Consider the following 16,608-nt stretch of genomic DNA (forward strand, 5'->3'; position numbering starts at 1 on the left):
GTCGGCTTTAATCAAGCGCGCGCGGGCACCTTCGCCTTGGTCGGGCCGGCCTTGTCGTGCCAGAAGCTGAACACGTCGAGCAGGGCGCGCCGGATCGTCAGCTGTCGCGCGGTCGAGACGATCTTCGCATTGGTCAAATCGGTGACGTAGAACACGTCGACCGCCTTTTCGCCGAAGGTCGCGATATGGGCCGAGGCGATGTTGAGGTTGAGCTTGCCGATCGCGGTGGTCAGATCGTAGAGCAGGCCGGGCCGATCGAGCCCGGCGATCTCCAGCACCGTGTGGCGGGCCGACAGCACATTGTCGATGATCACCTCCGGCGCGACCTGGAAGGTCTGGCCGCGTGGCGGCGGGGCGCGGCGCTGCGCCACGAGATCGGCGATCTTGATCTCGCCCTTCAGCGCCCGCTCGATCGCAGCCGCGATCCGCTCGGCCCGGCGCAACTCGTCGTCATCCAGATCGAAGGCGCGCGAGAGCGAGATCGTGTCGAGCACCAGCCCGTCCGTCGTGGTGAAGATCTGCGCGTCGACGATGTTGCCGCCGGCAGCCGCACAAGCGCCGGTGACGATCGCGAGCAGCCGCGGATGGTCGGGCGCGAGCACGGTGAGTTCGGTCACGCCGCGGAACTGGTCGGTCTCAACCAGCGTCGTGGTTGTACGGCCTTCCGTCTCCGCCCGTCGCATGAAGCGGGCATGCTTCTCCTGCTGGGCGACATCGACCTTGATCCAGTAGGCCGGGTAGTGCCGGGCGAGATGGGCCTCGCGCGCCGCCTCGTCCCAATCGGCGAGTCGCTCCTTCAGCGCATCCTGCTTCTTCTCGACCCGCGCCTTGCGCTCGATCACCGAATGGCCGCCGGCGAGCACGATCTCGGTCTCGTAATAGAGCGTGCGCAGCAACTGACCCTTCCAGCCGTTCCAGACACCGGGGCCGACCGCCTTGATGTCGGCGACAGTCAGGACCAGCATCAGCTTGAGCCGCTCCAGCGTCTGCACGGTCGCGGCGAAGCTCTCGATCGTCTTGGGGTCGCCCAGATCGCGGCTTTGCGCGACGGTCGACATGTCGAGATGGTGTTCGACCAGCCAGGCGGCCGTCTCGGTTTGTCCCTCGGTCAGGCCGAGCCTCGGCCCGAGCTTGCGGGCGATCTTCGAACCGGCAATCGAATGATCCTCGATCCGCCCCTTGGCGATGTCGTGCAGGAACAGCGCGACGTAGAGCGCGCGACGATTGGTGATCGTCGGCATGATCTCGTTGGCGAGCGGATGCTCCGACTGCAGGACGCCGGCATCGATCTCCGCCAGCACGCCGATGGTCCGGATCAAATGCTCATCGACCGTGTAGTGGTGATACATGTTGAACTGCATCATCGCGACGACGCGGCCGAAATCCGGCACGAACTTGCCCAGAAGCCCGGATTCGTTCATCCGCCGCAGCACGGCCTCCGGCGATCGGCGCGCCGTCAGGATCTCAAGGAAGATCCGGTTTGCGTCGGGGTCGTTGCGCAGCTGCGGCGTCACCAGGCGCAGCGATTGCGTCACCAGGCGGCTGGCATCGGGATGGATCGCGATGTCGTCGCGGCTGGCGATTTCGTAGAGCCGCAGCAGGTTGACCGGGTCGCGCCGGAAGGCGTCGGGGTCGACGACGTTCAGCCGCTGGCTCTTCAGCGTGAAATCGGGGTGTCCCAGCGCCCGCACCCGTTTGCGCTTGGCGAAGGAGCCGAGCAGGCGCGAGAGCGAGGCGCGCGGCTTCTGCTGGCGCGCCTCCAGCGCCGCGCAGACGATCGCGGTCAGATCGCCGACATCCTTGGCGACCAGGAAATAGGCCTTCATGAAGCGCTCGACCGGGGCCTGGCCGCTGCGCCCGGCATAGCCGATCGAAGAAGCGACCTGCCGTTGCAGGTCGAAGGACAGCCGCTCCTCTGCCCGCCCAGTGACAAAATGCAGCCAGCAGCGCACGCGCCAGAGAAACTCCTCCGAACGCTGGAACATCAGCAGTTCCTTGCGGTCGAACAGCCCGGCGGCCACGAGTTCGCGCACATCATTGACGCGATAGGCGTATTTGGCGATCCAGAACAGCGTGTTCAGATCGCGCAGGCCGCCCTTGCCGTCCTTGACGTGGGGCTCGACGAGATAGCGTGACGTGCCGGCTCGCCGCACACGCGTCTCGCGCTCCTGCAGCTTGGCCTCGGTGAAGGCCGGCGCCGTGCCCTCGACAACCTCGGCGCCGAAGCGGCGCACCATGTCATGGAACAACAGCACGTCGCCTGCAACGAAACGCGCCTCGAGCAGCGCGGTGCGCACCGTCATGTCGGCGCGCGCCTCGCGCACGCAATCGTCGAGCGAGCGCACCGAATGCCCGACCTTCAGCTTCAGATCCCAGAGCGGATAGAGCATCGCCTCGACGACGCTCTCGCCCCAGGCCGTCTGCTTGTGCGGAAACAGAAACAGGAGATCGACATCCGATCCCGGCGCCAGCGTACCCCGGCCATAGCCGCCGACGGCCACGACTGCGATCCGCTCGGACTCGGACGGGTTCACAACCGGATAGAGATGCTCCGTCGCCGCGACATGCAGGCAGCCGACGACGCCATCCATCACCGCCGAGAGATGCTGGGCGCAGATGAGGCCGTGGCGCGGACGCTTGAGCAGTTCACGGGCTGAGGCATGGCCCTGATCGAGAACCTCACGCAAGGCCGCGACCAGCGCGCCGCGTGCATCGGCGGCGGAGTGCGAACGGGTGCCGGCGAGCAGCTCGGCCATGGCACGCCGGGGGCTCGCCAAAACGGCATTGAAGTCGAGCACCGGCTGATCGGCGATGGATGACACCCGGCCTTGACCCTCGATGGCTGTCGTCTCGGGCATGCAGCCCCTGTCGCTGGTTAGCATGTGAAGCGGATTCGCAAAGCGCTTTAATTTCACGAATTAAGACGTGTAAATAAGCATTCAACATCTGCACCTGTACTGTTTGACATACAGAACGAATGGACCTAAAAGGCGGATACGCGCCGATTTGAGCCACCCGCTTGCGGGCGCGAAACAAGTGCAGCTAAAGCGTGGGGCATGGGCGCCAACCTGTCGCTCGGTCCCTTCGCGCATCGAAAGGGACCTCTCATGATCATCACGCGCCGTATCGCCATCGCCGGCCTTGCCGCGACCTCACTGGCTTTCGCTGCCGGACAGGCCGTCGCTCAGGTACCGAAGGAAATCCGGGTCGATTACGCGACCTATAACCCCGTCAGCCTCGTCCTGAAGGACAGCGGCATCCTCGAAAAGGCCCTGGCTGCTGACGGCATCACGGTGCGCTGGGTCCAGTCGGCCGGCTCCAACAAGGCGCTGGAGTTCCTCAATGCGGGCTCGCTCGATTTCGGATCGACGGCCGGCGCCGCAGCCCTGATCGGCAAGATCAATGGCAACCCGATCAAGTCGATCTATGTCTATTCGCGCCCCGAATGGACCGCGCTCGTCACCGGCGCCAAGAGCGAGATCACCAAGGTTTCCGATCTCAAGGGCAAGCGCGTCGCCGTCACCCGCGGCACCGACCCCCATATCTTCCTGGTGCGCGCGCTGGCCGAGGCCAAGCTGACCGAGAAGGATGTCAAGCTCGTCCTGCTGCAGCATGCCGATGGGCGCCTGGCGCTGGAGCGTGGCGATGTCGATGCCTGGGCCGGGCTCGATCCGTTGATGGCCGCAGCCGAAATCGAGAGCGGCGCCAGACTGTTTCACCGCAAGGCGGCCGACAACACCTGGGGCGTGCTCAACGTCCGCGAGGCTTTCGCCAAGGACAATCCGGCCCTCGTCCGCAAGGTGCTGACGGCCTATGAGCAGGCCCGCGCTTATTCGCTGGCCAACCCGGCCGCGTTGAAGAAGACGCTGATCACATACACCAAGCTGTCGGATGCCGTCATCGAGCGCCAACTCACCCGCACCGAACTGACCCACTCGACGATCGGCCAGGCCCAGGCCGACACGATCATTGCGGCAGGCCTCGCACTCCAGGAGGCCGGCGTGGTGCCCGCCAAGAGCGATGTGAAGGCCGTGGTCGACGACCTTCTCGACCGCAGCTTCGCCGTCACCAACTAACGCCGCGTCGGCCTTGATGAGCGCGCTCGGCCTCGAGACGGCTGCGAACGAGGAGGGCGGTCCCGCTCGTTCGCGACCACGCCGGCCAGGCGTGGCGCTGGCAGGGTTCGCGCTGCCGGTGCTGCTTGCCATTCTCTGGGAGGTTGCGGTCGACACGGGCCTCGCCAATGGTCGGCTGATGCCGCCGCCGAGCGTCGTCGGCGCAACCCTCTGGGGGCTTGCCTCCTCGGGTGAACTGCTGACCCACGCCACGGCCACGCTCTGGCGGGTCGCGGCGGGCTTCGGGCTCGGCGCGGCCGCCGGCACGCTGCTCGGCGCCATCACCGGCGCCCTGCCGGTGGCGCGGGGCATCCTCGACCCGACGCTGCAGGCGCTGCGCGCCATTCCCTCGATCGCCTGGGTGCCGCTCTTCATCCTCTGGCTCGGCATCTTCGAGGCCTCGAAGGTCGCGCTGATCGCGGTCGGCGTGTTCTTCCCGGTCTATCTCGGCGTCGCCGCCGCGATCCAGGGTATCGACCGCAAGATCGTCGAGGTCGGCCGCGTTTTTCGGCTCGGCCGGCTGGCGATGGCGCGAAGGGTACTGCTGCCGGCAATCCTGCCGGCCTGGATCACGGCGCTGCGCTCGGGGCTGGGCTTAGGCTTCATGTTCGTGGTTGCGGCCGAAATCATGGGCGCCAGCGAAGGCCTCGGTTACCTCCTGGTCGACGGCCAGCAACTCGGCCGGCCCGATACCATCATCGCCGCCATCATCAGCTTCGCCGTGCTCGGCAAGCTGGCCGACGGCCTGCTCGTCGCCGTGACGCGGCCGGTTCTCGCCTGGCAGGATACGGCCCGCGACAAACTCTAGCAAGTCGTTCTCTAGCAAGTCCTCCTCTAGCAAGCCCTCTCCCTTGAGAAAGCCTTCCTCGATGCTGAGCTTCGAGACCCTGTCGAAAACCTATGCCGACGGCACGCAGGCCTTGTCGGCTGTCACCATCGACGTCGCGCCCGGCGAAATCCTGGCGCTAGTCGGTGGCTCCGGCTGCGGCAAGACCACGCTGCTGCGGCTGATCGCTGGGCTGGACCGCCCAAGCGCCGGGCGCATCCTGCTGAACGGCGAGGCCATCGTCGAGCCGCGCGCCGATGTCGGCGTGATCTTTCAGGAGCCGCGCCTGTTCCCCTGGCTCTCGGTCGCCGAGAATATCGGCTTCGGCCTGTCGCATCTTTCGTCTTTCGAGCGCGAGGGGCTGGTCGCCAACGCACTCGTCCGCGTCGGTCTCGCCGGCCATGACGGCCGATGGCCGCGCGAACTCTCCGGTGGCCAGCAGCAGCGTGTCGCCATCGCGCGCGCTTTGGTGACACGGCCGAAGCTGCTCCTGATGGACGAGCCCTTCTCGGCGCTCGACGCCACGACGCGCGCCAGCCTGCACGGCCATCTGCTGGCGCTCTGGGGCGAGAGCCGGCCGACGGTCGTCATGGTCACCCATGACGTCGAGGAGGCGGTGACGCTGGCCGACCGCATCGTGGTGATGCAACCCAAGCCGGGCCGCATCTTCGACGCGTTCGACAATCCGCTCGCCCGCCCGCGCGACCGGCTCTCCCCGGCCTTCGAGGCCGCCAAGCGCGAGATCCTGCGCAGCCTCGACCGTTCGTTGCGCGACGAGGCTCCCTACCAGCAGAAGGCCGCCGAGACGGCGGGGATGTGGTGGTGACGGCCTTCAGCCCGCCTTGCGATGCGTTTCCATATAGCGCCGCAGCACCGCGTTCATTCGCGCCTGATAGCCCCGGCCCTGCGCCTTGAACCAGGTCACGACATCTTCGTCGAACTTCGCGTTGACCGGCGTCTTCTGCGGCGGCAGGCCGATGAAGGCTTCGGCCCAATCTGCCGATGTCGTTGCCGGGTTCTCGCCGTCCGTGCGCGCCATCGCCTCGATTTCGTCCTCGGAGAGGCGTTCGATCCGGCTCCAGTCGCTGCCGCCGGCCTGGGTTTTACGGGGCGTGTCGTCGGTCATGATAGACGCTCCTTTCCTCCCGGCTCGCGGGGCGCACGGAAATCAGATGCATGCGCTGGCCGCGCGGCGTGAAGGTCACGTTGATCACACGGCCCTCGAATTCGACCAGCATGTTGAAGCGATCCTCGCCATAATTGAAGCGGCGGTCCTGCCGGGTCACCACGAAGCGCCCATCGAAGACCACGCCGATGTCGGCGAAATCATAGGCATGGGCTTCAAGGTTGAGCCGCCGCTTGCCGTCATCCCAGGAACAGCGCTCATCTGAACCCATCATTCAAATCTACATGATTATGTAGATCCCGACAAGCGACGTTGGCCTTGTGCGGGATTGCCCCTATCGGCTATCGCCATCCTCCCAGACAGACCGAAAGTGCAGACCATGGACGTCACCGCTCTCCGCGCCCTCCAGGCCCCTCTCAAGGACGCCTATCGCACCGATCCGCAGGCTGGCGTCGTGACGCTGAAGGCGCGCGGCGAGCTCGACGACCAGCACATTGCCTGCAAGGTCGAGACGGGTCGCGCCATCGCACTCGCCGGTCTGCACCCGGCGACCGGCGGTTCGGGCGCCGAACTCTGCTCCGGCGACATGCTGCTTGAAGCGCTCGTTGCCTGCGCCGGAGTCACGCTGAAGGCAGTCGCGACCGCGCTCGAGATCGAGCTCAAGAAGGGCATCGTCCATGCCGAGGGCGATCTCGACTTCCGCGGCACGCTCGGCGTCGCCAGGGATGCCGCCGTCGGCTTCAAGGCGATTCGCCTCTCCTTTGAGGTCGAAACCGACGCCTCGCAGGAGAAGCTCGACACCCTGCTGAAGCTCACCGAGCGTTATTGCGTCGTGTTTCAGACGCTGAACGTCAAGCCGGAGTTGAGTGCGACGCTGAAGGTGGGGTGATCAGTCGGTTCGCGGGACAAGCCGCAATCGGTTGCGCCGCGCACGTTCGAGGAAGCGCTTCGTGGTCTCGCGAAGCATGGCTGGCGGCAGCATTCCATAGGTTGGGCTGGACGGCTCGGAGCCTGGGACAACGCGCAGGTCCGGCCCCGGCCACAGAAAGACGTTGGCCTCTGTCAACATGATCCAGGACCGCTCGCCGTCCAGACCGAGACGGCGCTTCGTGACAGGCGGAATCTCGACGGCATCGTTGACGTCGAGCGGAGGTGAATGGGTGATTGGCAAAGCGTAGACGCGCGACCGCCCGGACGCATCTGCGATTGCGAGGACAACTGCTGCTGGCCTGTCCTTAACCGATTCCTCTTGGCCATCAGCGGCTTGGCGCTTCCAGAGATAGGCGTAGCGGATCACAAGCCCCGGAACGGGCTTGGGCCAGCTCAAAACTTCCAATCCGCAAGTTCGGCGTCGAGATGTTCGTAACCGGGCGGAACCTCCGCCTGGGCAATCAGCGCCAACTCCTCACCGCTGAGTTCTTCCGCCAGAACGACCCGGCGGTCGCGACGCAAAAGCCGCTCATACTCGCTGGCCGACATCACGACGAGCCGATCGCGACCGTTCTTGGTGATCGTCACCGGCTCGGCCAATGCCTTGTCGGCGAGCGTGCCGTAATTCTTGATGAAGTCTGCCGTCGTGACCCGCATGGCTCGTCTCCGAACAATTCGCATTATACATATAATGCGAAGGTTGCAGCCGATCAATCTCACTCAGCGTTCTGTCACTCCGCCGCCCTTTTCAGCGCCAACCCCTCGGCAAACGGCAGTGTCGGCTCGGCCTTCGCGTCGTCGAACTCCAGCGCCACGATCCGCTCGCCCCGGCTGGTGATCTTGCCCGCCGAGGTGCGCAATCCCGCGACGTCGTCCTGCGTCTGGCGAAAATGCTGGTCGAGTTTCTCCGCCCGCTCCCCAAGGCGTCGGACATCGACGAGCAGCTTGCCGACCTCGCTCTGGATCACCTGCGCCTCCTCGCGCATGCGGGCGTCGCGCACCAGCGACTGCATGAGCTGGATCGCCAGCGCCAGCAGCGAGGGCGAGACGATCATGATCCGCGCCCGGTGCGCCTTCTGGATCACGTCGTCGAAATGCTCGTGCAGGTCGGCATGGATCGATTCCGACGGCACGAACAGAAGTGCCAAGTCCTGGGTCTCGCCAGGCAGGAAATAGCGCTCGGCGATGTCCTTCACGTGCACGCCGACATCGGCGCGGACGCGGGCGGCAGCCGATTTGCGCGCCTCCTCTCCGCGCGCTCCGCGCAGCAGCGTGAAGCTCTCCAACGGAAACTTCGCGTCGATCACCAACCCGCGCCCATCGCCGGGCAGAGTGACGAGACAATCGGGCCGCTTGCCGTTCGACAGCTGCGGCTGGAACGCGAAGAAGGCGCTGGGCAGGCCGTCGCGGATGATCGCTTCCATCCGGCCCTGGCCATAGGCGCCGCGCGCTTGCTTATTGGAGAGCACGTCCTTGAGCGTCACGACCTCGGAAGTCAGGTCGGTCAGGTTCTTCTGCGCGGAATCGATCACGGCCAGCCGCTCCTGCAGCTTGCCGAGGCTTTCGCTGGTCTGGCGGACATTCTGATCCAGCCCCTGGCCGACCTTGTGACTCAAGCCGTCCATGCGGTCGGCGACCAGCCGCGCCAGATCGCCCTGCCGGGTCGAGAGGATCTCGGCCATGGACTGCATCCGCCCGGTCATCTCGGACTGGAGCCGGTTCATCTCCGCGACCTTGTCATCCATCTCACGCGCGCGCTCCGCGGCGATCGCCGCCTCCAGCGCGCGGCCCCGGCCGCCGCGCCAGGACGACAGCAGCATGAGCATCAGCAGGGCGACGCTGATGGACGCGACGCCCAACGTGGCCTCGGCCCAGGTCACCGGGCGGTCGAGCAGAATGAAGGCAATCTCTTTCATGCCGGAACGATAACCGATTCGGATGAACGAATTCGAACGAAAGCGGAACAGTTTGACCGGCGGGACACAAGCGCTTATGTCGCCGTCTCGTCATCAAAAAATCGCGCAGAACGCTCCCCATGGCCATCCGCCCGCTCGTCATCCTGCCCGACGCCCAGCTTCGGCTGGTCTCGACCCCGGTCGAGGAGATCACGCCCGAGATCCGCGCACTCGTCGCCGACATGTTCGAGACGATGTATGATGCGCCCGGCATCGGGCTGGCCGCCATCCAGATCGGGGTGCCCTGGCGCGTGGTGACGCTCGACGTCGCCAAGCGCGCGGCCAACGAACAGGCGGACGCGGAGGGCCTCGAAGCGGAAGGCGCCCAGGAAAAACGCGACGCCCAGCCGCGCAACCCGATTGCTTTCATCAATCCTGAAATCACTTGGTCGTCCGAGGAGCGCAGCGTCTATGAGGAAGGCTGTCTCTCGATCCCGGAATATTACGAAGAGGTCGAGCGTCCGGCGTCCGTGACGGTCAGCTACACCGATCTCGACGGCAAGCGGCAGGAAATCGAGGCGGAAGGTTTGCTGGCGACGTGCATCCAGCACGAAATCGACCATCTCAACGGCGTGCTCTTCATCGACCATCTCTCGCGCCTCAAGCGCGAGCGCGTCACCAAGCGCTTCGCCAAGCAGGCGCGGCGCGAGGCGTGACGCGTCAGCAACGAAATTGCCGTCATTCCGGACAAGCCGCGAAGCGGCGCTGCTCCGGAATCTATCGGAGGGCGCCGTGTTCTATGATGGATTCCGGGTCTTCGCTTCGCTCGCCCGGAATGACGGCGCGGGGCCCGGCCCTGCTGGCCCAACCAAGGTAATATCCAGCGTATGAGTTTGCGCGTCATCTTCATGGGCACGCCCGATTTCGCGGTGCCGACCCTGACCGAGATCATCGGCCAGGGCCACGAGGTCGTGAGCTGCTACACCCGCGCCCCGGCGCAGGCCGGGCGCGGGCTCGAGCTCAAGCCCTCGCCGGTGCAGAAGGCGGCCGAGCGATTCGGCATTCCCGTCTTCACGCCCTCGACCCTGAAGACTTCGGAGGTCGCCGATCAGATCGCCTCCCATGAAGCTGACGTCGCCGTCGTCGTCGCCTACGGCATGATTCTGCCGCAAGCGATCCTCGATCTGCCGGAACTGGGCTGCCTCAACCTGCACGCATCGCTGCTGCCGCGCTGGCGCGGTGCGGCGCCGATCCAGCGTGCGGTCATGGCAGGCGATGCCGAGAGCGGCGTCTGCGTCATGAAGATGGAGGCGGGTCTCGATACCGGCCCCGTCGGCATGGTCGAGCGGCTGGAGATCGGCCCCGACATGACGTCGGGCGAGTTGCACGATGCCCTGGCGCCGCTCGGCGCGGATTTGATGGTGCGCGCGCTGGCGGCGCTGGGACGCGGCGCCTTGGGCTTCACGCCCCAACCGGACGAAGGCCTGACCTACGCCGCCAAGATCGGCAACGCCGAGGCCAAGCTGAACTGGGCCCGCCCCGCCAAGCAGGTCCATGATCTTGTCCGCGGTCTTGCGCCTTTTCCCGGCGCGTTCGCGCAGATCGATCTCGGCAGGGGTCCTGAGCGTCTCAAGGTCCTGCGTTCGGCGCTGGCCGGCGGTGCGGCCGAGCCCGGCACGTTGCTCGACGACGAGGGCACGGTCGCCTGCGCGGAGGGGGCAGTGAAACTGCTCCAGGTTCAGCGGGCGGGCGGGCGGCCCGTCAGCGGGGCGGAGTTCCTGCGCGGCGCGCGCCTCGGCGCGGGCATCATGCTCTGATGCCGCGCTACAAGCTCGTCATCGAATATGACGGCACACCGTTCTCGGGCTGGCAGCGCCAGACCAACGGTCCCTCCGTGCAGCAGAGCGTGGAAGAAGCGATCGAGGCCTTCTGCGGCCATGCCGTCAGGCTGCATTGCGCCGGGCGCACGGATGCCGGCGTCCACGCCACGCACCAGGTTGCCCATGTCGATCTCGACAAGGACTGGCGCACCGACGTGGTGCGCGACGCCAGCAATGCCCGCCTCAAGCATCTTCCCGTCGCGGTGGTGAGCGCGCACGCCGTGACCGACGAATTCGATGCGCGCATTTCGGCCAAGCGGCGCTATTACATATACCGCATCATCGACCGGCGCGCGCAGCCCGCGCTCGATCGCGACCGGCTCTGGCATGTGCCGGTCAGGCTCGACCATGAGGCGATGGACCGCGCCGCCAAGGCGCTGCTCGGCCATCACGACTTCACCACCTTCCGCGCCGCGGAATGCCAGGCCAACAGCCCGATGCGCACGCTCGACCGTCTCGACGTCCGCCGCGAGGGCGACGAGATCGTGGTCTACGCCCATGCGCGCTCATTCCTGCATCATCAGGTTCGCTCGATCGTCGGCTGCCTGAAGATGGTCGGCGCGGGGCGCTGGCCGGAGAACAAGCTCGGCAAGGTCCTGGCCGCATGCGACCGCTCGCAATGCGCCGCGCTCGCACCCCCTTGCGGGCTTTACCTGGCGGGCGTGGATTACTGAGCCCCAGTGCCGTCCGGTGCCTGGAAATAGGCGCTGAGAAGTCGATAGGTGATCGCCTCCAGCGCCAGCAGATCCGCGACCGCGACGCACTCGTTCACCTGATGCATGGTCTGCCCGACGACGCCGTATTCCACGACGGGGCAGTAGCTTTTGATGAAACGCGCATCCGAGGTGCCGCCAGTGGTCGAGAGCGCCGGGCGCTTGCCGGTCTGCGCCTCGACGGCATCCGCCACCATCGCCACGAAGGGGCCGGGCTGCGTCAGGAAAGCGACCGCATTGGTCGGGTCGAAGGCGATCTCGTAGCGCACGGTGTTGCCGGCCGCCTCGCGCAGGCGTCGCTCGATCTCGGCGGCCAGGGCCTCCGGCGTCCAGACGTCGTTGAAGCGGATGTTGAACACCGCCCGGGCCTGGGCCGGCACGACATTGCTCGCGGGATTGCCGACATCAAGCGTCGTAACCTCGAGATTGCTCGGATCGAAATGCTCCGTGCCGTGGTCCAGGGGTGCAGCGTCCAGCGCCGCCAGCAGCCTGACCATGCCGCGGATCGGATTGTCGGCAAGATGGGGATAGCCGACATGGCCCTGCTTGCCATGGACGGTGAGCCGCCCGGTGAGTGAACCGCGACGGCCGATCTTGATCATGTCGCTCATGGTGGCCGGATTGGTCGGCTCGCCAAGCAGGCAATGGTCGAAGCGCTCGCCGCGCGCATGAGCCCATTCCAGCAGCTTGACGGTGCCGTTGATGGCCGGCCCTTCCTCGTCGCCGGTGATCAGAAAGGCGATCGAGCCCGGCGCATCGGGGCAGTCCCGCTGGAATCGCAGCGCGGCCGCCATCATCGCGGCGAGCCCGCCCTTCATGTCGCAGGCGCCGCGTCCATGCAGCACGCCGTCTTCGATCGCGCCACCAAACGGATCACGCGTCCAGGCAGCCGCGTCACCTACGGGCACGACATCCGTATGGCCGGCGATGACGAGCACCGGGCCTTGCGTCCCGCTCCGGGCGTAGAGGTTTTCGATTTCGGGCGTGTCCGTCGCGCTGAAGCGGGGCCGCTGGGCGTCATAGCCCCGTGACGACAGCACTGCGTCGAGCAACGCGAGTGCGCCACCCTCTTGCGGCGTGATCGAAGGGCAGCGAACCAGCGCCTGGGTCAGCGCGACAGGGTCGAGGGGATCGAAGGCGAGGTCTGGGATCGGGCTTGTGTCCATGGGCCCGCTTTACCACCGGCGCCGTCCGCCGCAAGCCGCTCGCCCCCCCGTGCGGATGGCATCAGCCCGAGATCCACCAGCGCAAACAGCCAGGCGATCAGCGCCACCGTGTCGAGCGAGGGCGTCCAGGCATAAGGCAGCCAAGGCTTGAGATGCGCCGGAAGCACGATCACGCAGATCAAAATGATGCCGTAGAGGCCGCTGCTGCCGCGATCAGTGGCTCGCTTGGCGGCCAGTGCGGCCCAGGGAAACAGCGCGAAGGCCTGGGCAAAGGCGACGATCTTCTCGGCCTCGAAGTAAAAGAACGTGAAGGCGAACTTCTGGATTCCGAACAAGCCGAGGGCCACCAGCGCGCTCCCCAGCCAGAAGCGGCGCAGCCCGATACGGCCATCAAAGTCGGTCAACAGGCGGAAGAGGGACATCGATCAGCTCCGATGTCGCCTTTCTGGCACGCCTCGGGATCGCTCGAAAGGGATATGGTAAATAAATGGTTAATGTCGCCGCGCCGGGCCCGTTGCTAAAAAAGCCTTGTCTGCCGGGGCCCGCGCGGCTAGCTGCGACGATGGATGTTGGTATTCCGCAGGACGGGACCGGGCGTGGCGCTGTCGGGGCGGCATCCGGTTTTCAAAGAGCGCAGTGGCGCTCGAGCGAGGTTTTGCGACATGACCATCCGTTTCCATCGCGCTGACCTGCCTGACGGCTTCGACGCTGGCGCCAGCGTGGCGATCGACACCGAGACCCTCGGCCTCAATCCTCACCGTGATCGTCTGTGCGTGGTGCAACTCTCGCGCGGCGACGGTTCAGCCGATGTCGTCCAGATCCCGAAGGGCGGCGCGCGGCCGGTTAACCTGATCGCGCTTCTTGAAGACCCTGCGGTTCTCAAGCTGTTCCATTTTGCACGTTTCGACATTGCCGTGCTGCGCCACGCCTTCGGTGTGGTCACCGGCCCGGTCTACTGCACCAAGATCGCCTCCAAGCTGACCCGCACCTACACCGACCGGCACGGGTTGAAGGACCTCGTGCGTGAATTGCTCGGCATCGAGCTGTCCAAGCAACAGCAATCGTCGGATTGGGGCGCAGATACGCTCAGCGACGCGCAGCTCGCCTATGCCGCCTCCGATGTGCTGCATCTGCACGCGCTGCACGCGCGGCTGGACATGATGCTCGCGCGCGAAGGCCGTCATGACTTGGCGAAAGCCTGTTTTGAATTCCTGCCGTTCCGGGCGCAGCTCGATCTGGCCGGCTGGCCGGAGACGGATATTTTCGCCCATACTTGACAAAATCCGAGCCTTCTTGCGTCAGTCCGTTGTGAGCAGCCGCTGCGAGGGCGCGCAGCGGCGACACGAAAAAGCCGTTAGCGACTGCCATTGCGCGGGGCATGACTTTGGCAATGACATCCGATCACGGGGCTGCACGCCTCAACGGGGGGCGCGAGGCCAGGACCGTGGCGCGTCGGCAGGCAGCCTTTGGCTCGGCACGCCGGCACACGCTTCTGGTGCGGTTCCTGCGCCTTGCCATTCCCGTTGGGGCTGTGGTCGCGGTTTTGGCCCTGATCGTGGCGCCGTTTCTGAACCCCTTGCGGGGGCTTGCCAGCGTATCGCTCGGCGCGGTCGGCATATCTGGCGGCAAGGTGAAGATGGATACGCCGCGCCTCTCGGGCCACCGTCAGGACAACCGTCCTTATGAAGTGACGGCCGAAGCGGCGCTTCAGGACATTCGTAATCCGACGCAGGTCGAACTGCAGAAGCTCACGGCGCGGCTCCAGATGGAACGCGAGGGCTGGGTCACGGTCAATGCGAAGACAGGCCTTTTCGATACGCAGAAGGAAAAGCTGCGATTGGTCGATGATGTTCAGGTGAAAACCGAGGGCGGCTATGAAATCCGCATGAAAACCGCGGATGTCGATTTCAAAGGCGGCACGGTGGTCTCGAAGGAGCCCGTCAAGGTCAGTCTGGGCACCACCACCGTCGACGCGGACACGCTCGACGTGAAGGACAATGGCGCGCTGATCGTTTTCCAGGGGCGCGTACGTGCCTATATTCCGAATGCGCCGGCCGGCACGATCGCCGGCCCCGAGCGGGAGGGCAGCACGCCCGCGCTGGAACTGCTCCAGTCGGGGCCTCCGCCTTCCGCCGGCGAGACACCAGCGACAGGCAACCAGCCCAACGGGACGGGACAATGACGATGAAGCCAGCCTTCCGCCCCTCACGCATGGGCCTCGCGCCCCGTCTCGCCGCGGCAGGTTTTGTGCTGGCTTTGGCGATGGTCGCAGCCGCTCCGCAGGATGCGCTAGCTCAGGCACGCGGCCGAGGCGGTGCCTCGGGTTCGCCCCTGGGCGGGCTCGGCGGCGACAGCAAGGAGCCGATCAAGATCGACGCCGACAAGCTCGACGTGCTCGACAAGGACAATCGCGCCGTGTTCAGCGGCAATGTCGTGGCCGTCCAGGGCGAGACGACGGTGCGCTGCTCGACCATGACCGTGTTCTACGAGGGCCGTGGCGGCCAGGGTGCCCCCGGTGCTAAACCGGTGCCGGCGGCAGCCCCGGCGACTCCGGCCGCGCCCGGGCAATCAGGCGACAGCTCGATCAAGCGCATTGAATGCAAGGGGCCCGTCACGGTCGTCTCGAAGACGCAGGCCGCCACGTCTGATCATGCGGTTTTTGACCGCGCCAACAATCAGGTCGTGATGACCGGCAATGTCGCGCTGAACGATGGCCCCAACATCACCCGCGGCGAGAAACTGACCTACAACACCGCTACCGGCATCGCCAATGTCGAGACCACCAAGGGCGGTCGTGTCCAGGGCTTCTTCGTGCCCAACGCCGCCGAGACGGCAAAGCCGGCGCCGGGGGCCAAGCCCGCGCCGGGTGCCAAACCTGCCGCGCCCACCAACTGAACCAGGCGCGCGCGTCGTCCCGATACGCGATCGAACCTCGCCGAACTCTCAAGCCCAGGCACAGCTTTCGCCGTGACGATGTCCGACATCCCGCAATCCGATCACTCGCTCCAAAGCGCAGCTCCGCCAACCCATCAGCGCCGCGGCCTGTTGGGCCGCCTGTTCGGGCGCTCCGGCGAGAGCCGACAAAGCGCGGCCGAGGCCGGTGTCTCGGCCGGCTCCGCATTGGGGGGGCCGGGCATCCTCGCGGTCAGCGGTCTGCGCAAGAGCTATGGCGGTCGCACCGTCGTCATCGACGCCAGCTTGCATCTGCGCCAAGGCGAGGCCGTCGGCCTGCTCGGCCCCAACGGCGCCGGCAAGACCACGATCTTCTACATGATCACGGGGCTGGTCGCGGCCGATCTTGGCACGATCTCGCTCGAAGGCAACGATATCACGCAATTGCCGATGTATCAGCGCGCGCGGCTGGGCATCGGCTATCTGCCGCAGGAGGCCTCGATCTTTCGCGGCCTCAGCGTGGAGGATAATATCCGCGCCGTGCTCGAAGTCGTCGAGCCCAACCGCAAGGCTCGCGAGCACCAGCTCGACACGCTGCTCGAAGAATTCAACATCGCGCGCCTGCGGAAGGCTCCTTCGATCGCGCTCTCCGGCGGCGAGCGGCGCCGCTGCGAGATCGCCCGCGCGCTCGCCGGCAAGCCCTCTTTCATCCTGCTTGACGAGCCCTTCGCCGGCATCGACCCGATCGCGGTCGGCGACATCCAGGCGCTGGTGCGGCAATTGACGGATCGCGGCATCGGCGTCCTGATCACCGACCACAACGTCCGCGAGACGCTGGGCCTCGTGGACCGTGCCTATATCATCCATAGCGGCCGGGTGCTCACTGAAGGCTCGCCCGCTGAGATCATCGCCAATCCCGATGTCCGCCGCGTCTATCTCGGTGAGGATTTCCGGCTCTAGCGAAGCCGTCCGCCCCTTTCGGCTTGGAAGTTCACAGCCGATACAGCGCATACTTGTCTGCGGCGATGCGGCTGCCTGCCACTGCATACCCTGACCGGATGACGG

At 66.0% G+C, this 16,608-nt stretch carries 19 protein-coding genes; 11 read left to right on the plus strand and 8 right to left on the minus strand.

Translation table 11 applies throughout. From position 1 onward, the window contains the following. Positions 1-11: 11 nt before the first annotated feature. Complete coding sequence (locus IP69_RS20610) at positions 12-2,756, minus strand: [protein-PII] uridylyltransferase (RefSeq protein ID WP_054144737.1); 2,745 nt, start codon at positions 2,754-2,756, stop codon at positions 12-14. Positions 2,757-3,107: 351 nt separating this feature from the next. Here IP69_RS20610 and IP69_RS20615 point away from each other — a divergent pair, with 351 nt between their 5' ends. The 3 genes from IP69_RS20615 to IP69_RS20625 all read left to right on the plus strand — a co-directional run bounded on the left by IP69_RS20615 (position 3,108) and on the right by IP69_RS20625 (position 5,767). Continuing rightward, entirely contained in the window at positions 3,108-4,076 is a 969-nt protein-coding gene (locus IP69_RS20615) for an aliphatic sulfonate ABC transporter substrate-binding protein (protein WP_082359514.1), read from the plus strand. Positions 4,077-4,092: 16 nt separating this feature from the next. Continuing rightward, entirely contained in the window at positions 4,093-4,923 is an 831-nt protein-coding gene (locus IP69_RS20620) for an ABC transporter permease (RefSeq protein WP_054144703.1), read from the plus strand. Positions 4,924-4,984: 61 nt separating this feature from the next. Then, positions 4,985-5,767, plus strand: coding sequence for an ABC transporter ATP-binding protein (locus tag IP69_RS20625; RefSeq protein WP_054144704.1), 783 nt, complete (start codon positions 4,985-4,987; stop codon positions 5,765-5,767). 6 nt (positions 5,768-5,773) lie between these two features. On the opposite strand, the gene IP69_RS20630 is transcribed toward IP69_RS20625, so the two are convergent. Both IP69_RS20630 and IP69_RS20635 read right to left on the minus strand, forming a co-directional pair. Further along, complete coding sequence (locus IP69_RS20630; RefSeq protein WP_054144705.1) at positions 5,774-6,067, minus strand: BrnA antitoxin family protein; 294 nt, start codon at positions 6,065-6,067, stop codon at positions 5,774-5,776. Beyond that, positions 6,045-6,341: a BrnT family toxin gene (locus tag IP69_RS20635; RefSeq protein ID WP_248306922.1), complete on the minus strand. Its 297-nt coding sequence runs from the start codon at positions 6,339-6,341 to the stop codon at positions 6,045-6,047. Before IP69_RS20635 ends, IP69_RS20630 begins: the two co-directional genes overlap by 23 nt. 105 nt (positions 6,342-6,446) lie before the next feature. Between IP69_RS20635 and IP69_RS20640 the strand changes: the two genes are divergently transcribed. Further along, the gene (locus tag IP69_RS20640; protein WP_054144706.1) at positions 6,447-6,956 is read left to right on the plus strand and encodes an OsmC family protein; all 510 of its coding nucleotides are present in this window, start codon (positions 6,447-6,449) and stop codon (positions 6,954-6,956) included. Here the strand turns inward: IP69_RS20640 and IP69_RS20645 are convergent, their stop codons facing one another. From IP69_RS20645 to rmuC, 3 genes are all read right to left on the minus strand, one after another. After that, positions 6,957-7,394, minus strand: coding sequence for a hypothetical protein (locus IP69_RS20645; RefSeq protein WP_054144707.1), 438 nt, complete (start codon positions 7,392-7,394; stop codon positions 6,957-6,959). It lies immediately after the preceding gene. Next, positions 7,391-7,654 (minus strand): type II toxin-antitoxin system prevent-host-death family antitoxin, encoded by a 264-nt coding sequence (locus tag IP69_RS20650; RefSeq protein WP_054144708.1) that lies wholly within the window; start codon positions 7,652-7,654, stop codon positions 7,391-7,393. The genes IP69_RS20645 and IP69_RS20650 overlap by 4 nt, the downstream gene beginning before the upstream one ends. Positions 7,655-7,728: 74 nt before the next feature. Then, the gene (rmuC, locus tag IP69_RS20655; protein ID WP_054144709.1) at positions 7,729-8,913 is read right to left on the minus strand and encodes a DNA recombination protein RmuC; all 1,185 of its coding nucleotides are present in this window, start codon (positions 8,911-8,913) and stop codon (positions 7,729-7,731) included. A gap of 119 nt (positions 8,914-9,032) precedes the next feature. On the opposite strand from rmuC, the gene def reads away from it, so the two are divergent. The 3 genes from def to truA all read left to right on the plus strand — a co-directional run bounded on the left by def (position 9,033) and on the right by truA (position 11,446). Then, positions 9,033-9,608: a peptide deformylase gene (gene def / locus IP69_RS20660; protein WP_054144710.1), complete on the plus strand. Its 576-nt coding sequence runs from the start codon at positions 9,033-9,035 to the stop codon at positions 9,606-9,608. A gap of 171 nt (positions 9,609-9,779) precedes the next feature. Next, complete coding sequence (fmt, locus tag IP69_RS20665) at positions 9,780-10,709, plus strand: methionyl-tRNA formyltransferase (RefSeq protein ID WP_054144711.1); 930 nt, start codon at positions 9,780-9,782, stop codon at positions 10,707-10,709. Then, entirely contained in the window at positions 10,709-11,446 is a 738-nt protein-coding gene (gene truA / locus IP69_RS20670; protein ID WP_054144712.1) for a tRNA pseudouridine(38-40) synthase TruA, read from the plus strand. The genes fmt and truA overlap by 1 nt, the downstream gene beginning before the upstream one ends. Here the strand turns inward: truA and dapE are convergent. Then, complete coding sequence (gene dapE / locus IP69_RS20675; RefSeq protein ID WP_054144713.1) at positions 11,440-12,651, minus strand: succinyl-diaminopimelate desuccinylase; 1,212 nt, start codon at positions 12,649-12,651, stop codon at positions 11,440-11,442. The genes truA and dapE overlap by 7 nt on opposite strands. After that, a complete protein-coding gene (locus IP69_RS20680; RefSeq protein WP_054144714.1) occupies positions 12,594-13,073 on the minus strand; it encodes a DUF805 domain-containing protein in 480 nt (159 codons plus the stop codon). The genes dapE and IP69_RS20680 overlap by 58 nt, the downstream gene beginning before the upstream one ends. Positions 13,074-13,313: 240 nt before the next feature. Between IP69_RS20680 and IP69_RS20685 the strand changes: the two genes are divergently transcribed. The 4 genes from IP69_RS20685 to lptB all read left to right on the plus strand — a co-directional run bounded on the left by IP69_RS20685 (position 13,314) and on the right by lptB (position 16,503). Then, complete coding sequence (locus IP69_RS20685) at positions 13,314-13,928, plus strand: ribonuclease D (protein ID WP_054144715.1); 615 nt, start codon at positions 13,314-13,316, stop codon at positions 13,926-13,928. Between the two features lie 167 nt (positions 13,929-14,095). Continuing rightward, positions 14,096-14,833 (plus strand): LPS export ABC transporter periplasmic protein LptC, encoded by a 738-nt coding sequence (lptC, locus tag IP69_RS20690; RefSeq protein WP_197279992.1) that lies wholly within the window; start codon positions 14,096-14,098, stop codon positions 14,831-14,833. Next, positions 14,830-15,546, plus strand: coding sequence for an LptA/OstA family protein (locus IP69_RS20695; protein WP_248306923.1), 717 nt, complete (start codon positions 14,830-14,832; stop codon positions 15,544-15,546). Before lptC ends, IP69_RS20695 begins: the two co-directional genes overlap by 4 nt. 78 nt (positions 15,547-15,624) lie before the next feature. Continuing rightward, positions 15,625-16,503 carry an LPS export ABC transporter ATP-binding protein gene (gene lptB / locus IP69_RS20700; protein WP_054144718.1) on the plus strand — a complete coding sequence of 293 codons (879 nt, stop codon included), beginning with the start codon at positions 15,625-15,627 and terminating at the stop codon, positions 16,501-16,503. Positions 16,504-16,608: the final 105 nt, after the last annotated feature.

This window comes from Allobosea sp. AAP35, from assembly GCF_001295925.1.
Classification (GTDB): Bacteria; Pseudomonadota; Alphaproteobacteria; order Rhizobiales; family Beijerinckiaceae; genus Allobosea.

Bases quoted from the DNA above. Each gene is read 5' to 3' on its own strand.
- fmt (WP_054144711.1), top strand. From the start codon at position 9,780: ATGAGTTTGCGCGTCATCTTCATGGGCACGCCCGATTTCGCGGTGCCG.
- IP69_RS20685 (WP_054144715.1), top strand. From the start codon at position 13,314: ATGACCATCCGTTTCCATCGCGCTGACCTGCCTGACGGCTTCGACGCT.
- rmuC (WP_054144709.1), bottom strand. From the start codon at position 8,913: ATGAAAGAGATTGCCTTCATTCTGCTCGACCGCCCGGTGACCTGGGCC.
- IP69_RS20635 (WP_248306922.1), bottom strand. From the start codon at position 6,341: ATGATGGGTTCAGATGAGCGCTGTTCCTGGGATGACGGCAAGCGGCGG.
- IP69_RS20695 (WP_248306923.1), top strand. From the start codon at position 14,830: ATGACGATGAAGCCAGCCTTCCGCCCCTCACGCATGGGCCTCGCGCCC.
- IP69_RS20615 (WP_082359514.1), top strand. From the start codon at position 3,108: ATGATCATCACGCGCCGTATCGCCATCGCCGGCCTTGCCGCGACCTCA.
- IP69_RS20625 (WP_054144704.1), top strand. From the start codon at position 4,985: ATGCTGAGCTTCGAGACCCTGTCGAAAACCTATGCCGACGGCACGCAG.
- IP69_RS20650 (WP_054144708.1), bottom strand. From the start codon at position 7,654: ATGCGGGTCACGACGGCAGACTTCATCAAGAATTACGGCACGCTCGCC.
- lptB (WP_054144718.1), top strand. From the start codon at position 15,625: ATGTCCGACATCCCGCAATCCGATCACTCGCTCCAAAGCGCAGCTCCG.
- IP69_RS20630 (WP_054144705.1), bottom strand. From the start codon at position 6,067: ATGACCGACGACACGCCCCGTAAAACCCAGGCCGGCGGCAGCGACTGG.
- truA (WP_054144712.1), top strand. From the start codon at position 10,709: ATGCCGCGCTACAAGCTCGTCATCGAATATGACGGCACACCGTTCTCG.
- IP69_RS20680 (WP_054144714.1), bottom strand. From the start codon at position 13,073: ATGTCCCTCTTCCGCCTGTTGACCGACTTTGATGGCCGTATCGGGCTG.
- IP69_RS20640 (WP_054144706.1), top strand. From the start codon at position 6,447: ATGGACGTCACCGCTCTCCGCGCCCTCCAGGCCCCTCTCAAGGACGCC.
- dapE (WP_054144713.1), bottom strand. From the start codon at position 12,651: ATGGACACAAGCCCGATCCCAGACCTCGCCTTCGATCCCCTCGACCCT.
- IP69_RS20610 (WP_054144737.1), bottom strand. From the start codon at position 2,756: ATGGCCGAGCTGCTCGCCGGCACCCGTTCGCACTCCGCCGCCGATGCA.
- def (WP_054144710.1), top strand. From the start codon at position 9,033: ATGGCCATCCGCCCGCTCGTCATCCTGCCCGACGCCCAGCTTCGGCTG.
- IP69_RS20620 (WP_054144703.1), top strand. From the start codon at position 4,093: ATGAGCGCGCTCGGCCTCGAGACGGCTGCGAACGAGGAGGGCGGTCCC.